The 5,449-nt window shown below is 70.1% G+C and carries 4 protein-coding genes; 1 reads left to right on the plus strand and 3 read right to left on the minus strand.

The genetic code is table 11. The features are described 5' to 3' along the window. Positions 1-170: 170 nt before the first annotated feature. Positions 171-1,252 (plus strand): IS630 family transposase gene (locus ACWEQL_RS40585; RefSeq protein ID WP_452156342.1). Its coding sequence is split into 2 segments (ribosomal slippage): positions 171-653 and positions 656-1,252, totalling 1,080 coding nucleotides; the frame shifts between segments, so codons are not numbered across the junction. Between the two features lie 328 nt (positions 1,253-1,580). On the opposite strand, the gene ACWEQL_RS40590 is transcribed toward ACWEQL_RS40585, so the two are convergent. The 3 genes from ACWEQL_RS40590 to ACWEQL_RS40600 form a co-directional block, all read right to left on the minus strand. Further along, positions 1,581-2,792, minus strand: coding sequence for a barstar family protein (locus ACWEQL_RS40590; protein WP_452156344.1), 1,212 nt, complete (start codon positions 2,790-2,792; stop codon positions 1,581-1,583). A 414-nt stretch (positions 2,793-3,206) separates the two neighbouring features. After that, the gene (locus tag ACWEQL_RS40595; protein WP_452156346.1) at positions 3,207-4,211 is read right to left on the minus strand and encodes a hypothetical protein; all 1,005 of its coding nucleotides are present in this window, start codon (positions 4,209-4,211) and stop codon (positions 3,207-3,209) included. A gap of 335 nt (positions 4,212-4,546) precedes the next feature. Then, a complete protein-coding gene (locus ACWEQL_RS40600; RefSeq protein ID WP_452156348.1) occupies positions 4,547-5,377 on the minus strand; it encodes a hypothetical protein in 831 nt (276 codons plus the stop codon). Positions 5,378-5,449 lie beyond the last annotated feature (72 nt).

Below are 5,449 nucleotides of genomic sequence, written 5' to 3' on the forward strand. Positions count from 1 at the left end.
GCGTCCGTCAACATCACCCGCAGCCGCCTCGGACGCCTCACCCGCCAAGGCTTCCTCACCCAACCCGGACGAGGCCGCTACCAGAAACGGACATACTGACTTCGGCTCGTCAGGGTGAAGTGTCCCGGTTTGCCTGACGGGCTCGTTATGGTGGCTGTATCCGATGGTGTGTGAGATATGCGGATGGGGGCGGGCTGACCGCCGCGGGACGGGTGCGCCGGGAGTCGGTGCGAATGCAAGCAGCTGAGCTGTTCGAGCAGGAGGTCAAGCCGCTGGAGGTCGCCCGGCGTCTGCGGGTGAGCCCGAAGTCCGCTTACCAGTGGCACCAGTTGTGGCGCGACGGCGGTGTGCAGGCGCTGGCGTCGCGCGGTCCAAGTGGGTCGCGGTGCCGTCTGTCCTCGCGCTGCCTGGAGAAGCTCGCCGCGTATCTGGACCAGGGGCCGGCCGCGCACGGCTGGGTGGAGGACCAGATGTGGACGGCTGCGCGGGTGGCCACGCTGATCGGGCGGAAGTTCCACGTCTCGTACAGCGTCTCGGGCGCTACACGGCTGATGCACCGGCTCGGCTTCAGCCCGCAGATGCCCGCGAGGCGGGCCGCGGAACGTGACGAGCAGGCCGTCACCGCGTGGACGGAGGTGACCTGGGAGGAGGTAAAAGATCCCGGGCGGACTGCGACGGGTGGGTCTGCTTCGAAGACGAGGCCGGGTTCACGCGCAGGCCGCCCCGTGGACGCACCTGGGGACGGCGGGGCGTCACCCCGGTCGTGAAGGTCTCCGGCAGCCGCTGCGGACGTGTCTCGGTCGCTGGGCTGATCGCCGTGCGGCCAGGCTTCCGGACCCGGCTGTCCCACCGCATCCGGCGGCACACCGGTCGCAAGGGCGAGCGGCGGAGCCTGTCCGAGCGCGACTACATCGGCTTGATCGACGGTATCCACCATCTGGTGAAGGCGCCGATCGTGCTGGTCTGGGATCGACTGAACACCCATGTCTCCCACGCGATGCGCAAGTTGGTGGCCGCCAGGAGCTGGCTGACCATATACATCCTGCCCGCCTACGCGCCGGACCTGAACCCCGTGGAGTGGCTCTGGGCGCACGTCAAGCACAGCCTGGCCAACCTCTCCTCGGTCGCCGTCGACCGTCTTGAAGCCCTCGTCCGCAACCGGCTCAAACGGCTCCAGTACCGCCCCGACATCCTCGACGGATTCCTTGCCGGGACCGGGCTCTCTCTGGATCTGCCACCACCATCACCCTGAAACGCCAACGTCAGTAACGTCCACTCATGACGCGTGCTACCGATGGGGCGGAACGGCTCCTCGAACAGGAGCGCACCGGCGGGTTCGGAAGCGGTCGTGGAACCGGGCGGGAGGTGAGACAGGACGCCCGGTGCGGCCCCGCCGGACTGTTCAGGGGCGAGGCCTTTCACCAACGGCCGTTCCTTCACGCGACGTTGACCGACGCCTCGGAGCGTGAAGGAACGGCCGCCCCGCTGTCGCGGGAACGGAACAGGATCAGCGGGTCAGGTGCACCGTCGAGCTCGCCGACTACCTCGCAGCGGGCGCCGCCGGCCTCCCGTCAACGTTTTCACCGGAGTTCGACGGTGACGTCGGAGTCCTTCAGAAGGTCCACGGTCCTCTCGAAGTAGGAGCCCCGAGGGTCGGGATCACCCTCGAAGGCAGCGCGGGCGATGTCGGCGTGGTGCCAGACGAGGGTGAACGGTGCAAAGACGGAGGGCCCGCCACCCAGATGATCGTCGACCGAGTCGAGGTCGCCACCGTAGGTGCCGCCGGGGCCGATCAGGGCTTCACCGAGCGCCAGGAGCAGTCCGCTCCGGTCGGTGGCGTGCCGTCCGTCGAGGTGGTACGTCCCGCCGGAACGGCCGACGCCCGGCCCGTAGGGGCCGATGCGGCACAGGTGGAGCCACTCCTTGCGGCCGTTCTCGTCGAACGGGGCCCACTGGTTGGGCCGGGCGGGGACGCCGTCGTACCAGACGTCCCAGACGCGCCGGGCGGCCAGGGTCGGACGGTCGGCCAGCCAGGGGAGGCGGTGGGCGCCGCCGCTGGGGTCGGGGACGGTGATATCGATCAGGGTCCCGCCGAGGACGGACGGGCGGACGTCACCGGGGCGGAGGTAGAGGTCGTACCGGGTCATGCGGCGGCCGTTGCGGTCCAGGGCCCACAATGCGATGACCTGGTCGTCCTTCAGCCGCGGCGAGCGGAGTTCGGCCAGCAGGGGTTCGGCGGGTTCGCAGCCGATCAGGTGCAGCGGCTGGATCTGCCGCCGCGGACGCGGGGCGGACAGGCCGTCGATCGACAGGCAGCTGCCCGCCGGATCGTCGGCCGGCAGGGAGGAGTCCGCCCACAGGTCGATCCGCGGGGCCGGACGGAACCGCGGGTCCCAGGCGTCCTCGACGCCGGCACCCACGGTGATGTCCACGTGATCGGGATCACCGGGCGCGGGCCGGTGGGCCAGGACGGCCACGTTCTCCAGGTCCCGGAACCGGGGGCTGGCGGCCGTGGGATCCTCAGGGTGGATCAAGAGACTCACGTCGCCCAGCAGCCGTACCGGATCGTTCGACCGCGTCGCCGCCCGGGCCAGCGCGCTCGCCCGCGGGCAGCCGCGCAGCGTCAGGACCTCACGCGGCAGCGGAGGCGGGTCCATGAACAGCCCCTCGACCTCGGCGCACCGCCCCCAGAGGTCGCTCCTCTCCCGGCCGTCATCGTCGTCGTACTCCCGCACCAGGAGGTACCGGACCGGAAAGCCCCACCCCCACGCCAGGTGTTCCTCGGACCCCACACTTCTCCCCTGCTGACGGACGATCCTCGCTCGCACACGATACGAGTCACCGCTGCCACGAGCCTCCGAATATCGCTCGCCCGGAACGACGCTCCCCGCCGGCCTGTGCCGCCCCCCGGCCAGGCGACCGGACAAGCCCGCGCGAGCGCCTCACGAGGAAGAGCCCTTCCGAGCTCGGCGAACACCAGCGGTACGACCGGGGCACTCTCGGCTCCGAGAAGTTAAGGAGGAGGCCCGCAGCGCCGCGCCGCCTTCCGAACCGCTCCGGCCGTGTCCGAGGAAACCGGGCACCTCCCTTGGCCGCGACCGCCACGACCTCACAGGGCGGAGGCCGACGGGTCGGGGTCGGGCGTCAGTCGTCCCGCTCCCGGGCCGGCCACCGCGCCCGGCGACGGCAGGCGCCTGGCCTTCGGTTCAGGCAGGCCGGTGCTCCGGCAGGTCGATGACGGCGATGCCGTCCTCCTGCGCGACGGCGAGGCGAGTGCCGTCGGGGCTGACGGCGGCGATCGGGGTGGGAATGTGCTCGGCACCGTAGCAGTGGGCCTTCGCAGGGACGGTCACCCCGGGCCATTCGGCGGCCACCCGGCCGGTTCCGGTGTCGACCAGCCGGGGGTGGCCGTTCAGCGAGACCACCTGGGAGCCGCGGGCCAGCAGCACGCCGGTGAGGTGGTCGACCGGGTTGCGGTGCAGCCAGCGGCGCCGGCCGACCGACCAGACGCCGAGCCGCATGGTGCCGAACACCGGCTCCTGGTCCCACCCCAGCGCCTCGTCGGTGGAGGCGACCGCCAGCCGGTCCTCATCCAGCCAACAGGCCGCGCCCACCTCGGCGTCGACCCCGGCGTACGGCGTGAAGACACTGTCCGCGTCCAGCGTGGCCGGGTCGGCGAACGCCGCCGCCAGCTCGTACACGTGCGCCTCCCCGATCGGGGCCCACACCCAGCCCGCCGACAGCAGGTGCCGCCCGTCACGGCTCACCGCGAGCCGCGAGTGGAAGACATCGGCCGTGCCGCGCTCGCCCTCGGTCAGCCGCTCCCCGGTCACCAGGTCCTCGATCTGCAGCCGGTTGTAGTCCTCGGGACAGTGCGCCAGGATCTCCCGACCGTCCGGCAGGCAACCGATCGCCACCGGGTAGTCGAAGTCCTCCGCACAGTAGTAGCTCCGGTTGATCTCCCGAAGCACCTTCGGCCCTCCGGTCTCCACCACCAGCCCCTTGGTCCCGCGCTCCGCGTACACCACGGCGAACCGCCCGGAGGGCGCCACCACCACCTGGTCGAACGGGAACCCCCACCGCAGCGACGTCTCCCGGCGATTCCCGCCCGGCCCCCACCGGTGCCCGCCCCCCACCAGGTCGACGAGGTCCTCCCCGTCCCACCACAGCGACTCCACCCGCCCCGGCACCGCCCACATCCGAACCGTCATCACGCCCTCCCCGTCCTGATCGTCAGACGCCTGAACGGGTGCCACGGGGCGAACGTGCCCCTTGCAGCGGATTGTGGCTGAGCACTTCGCTCGGCCGGTTGAGCAACGACCGGCCGGGTGGACGGAGAAGGGGGTGGGGACACGGATACCACTCCGGTCCCGGGCCGGATGCCGGGGACCTTCCCACCCACCCCCCATGGCCGCGAGTCCCTCACGATCTCCGTCCGGCCCGACGAGCCGCACCGTATCCGGCAGCACCGACAACCACGCCGGTGGTCCGACGGCCGAGGGAGCCCGGTCACGCCCGCGGGCGCGCCGGCGGTGCGGGAGGCCCCTCAGAAACCGTGAAAACGGACTTGCCGCCCCCACGCCCGAAAGGACGGTGGAAGCCCTGGAGCGTCGATCCGGCCGGAATATATCCCCTCCAAGAAGGACACCATCCCCTCCTTATACGTCCACCAACCCCCGCCACGCCCGCGAAACACAACAGGCCATTGCTCCGGGTCAGGGTGGGAGGTATTCCAGAGGATCTCATCCCCGTCAATTGTTCCACCCCATGGCAGAAGCGCGGCCTCCGGCCCCGCCTCACCCGTCACCAGGTGCTCGCCGGGCACATCACCTTCCAGGACATCGTCAGCCAACACCTCCCGCGAAAGCCGGATCGAAGCGGCATACTCCATCTCGAGACCCGGCGACGGAGTCGACACCAGGATGAATTCATCGATCGAGAACGTCGGAAATGATCGCGAGAGGTCCATGTAGTCTTCCGGAAGCACAAGTCCGACTTCACCGGAGATTACAGACCAGTCAACCCGTCGCCCCTCGGAAACCTCGACAAGCCCGGGGAGCTGATCCTTGAGTCGAGAGATCACTTGTGCCATGCCCTTTGCTTGGTCGGAGTATTTTCCACGCGGTTCTCGAACAGCGATTGCCACCGGAATCGCCTGCCCACACCTGGCCAAGACCGGCTCCAGCACCGCCACCCTACCGATCGCCACCGCCCCCGCCTCCCCGGTGCGGTCACCGGTGGAGACCAGCAGGTCGCTCCCGGCCTCGAGAGGGTCGGGCTTCGACGACAGGAAACGGCCTACAAGCCTTTCTCGCTCGTCGGCCCGCGGGTCCGCGAACGGCTGATGACGATCGTTGATGCTCCTATTGGCTGTCAAGCGGCGGTGAGCCAGTCGCGGTAGGCGTTGGCGAGGTTGTCGTCTCGGCGGATGCCGCGTTCGAGGGTGGAG

This window comes from Kitasatospora sp. NPDC004240 (assembly GCF_053603215.1).

Bases quoted from the DNA above. Each gene is read 5' to 3' on its own strand.
- ACWEQL_RS40595 (WP_452156346.1), bottom strand. From the start codon at position 4,211: ATGACGGTTCGGATGTGGGCGGTGCCGGGGCGGGTGGAGTCGCTGTGG.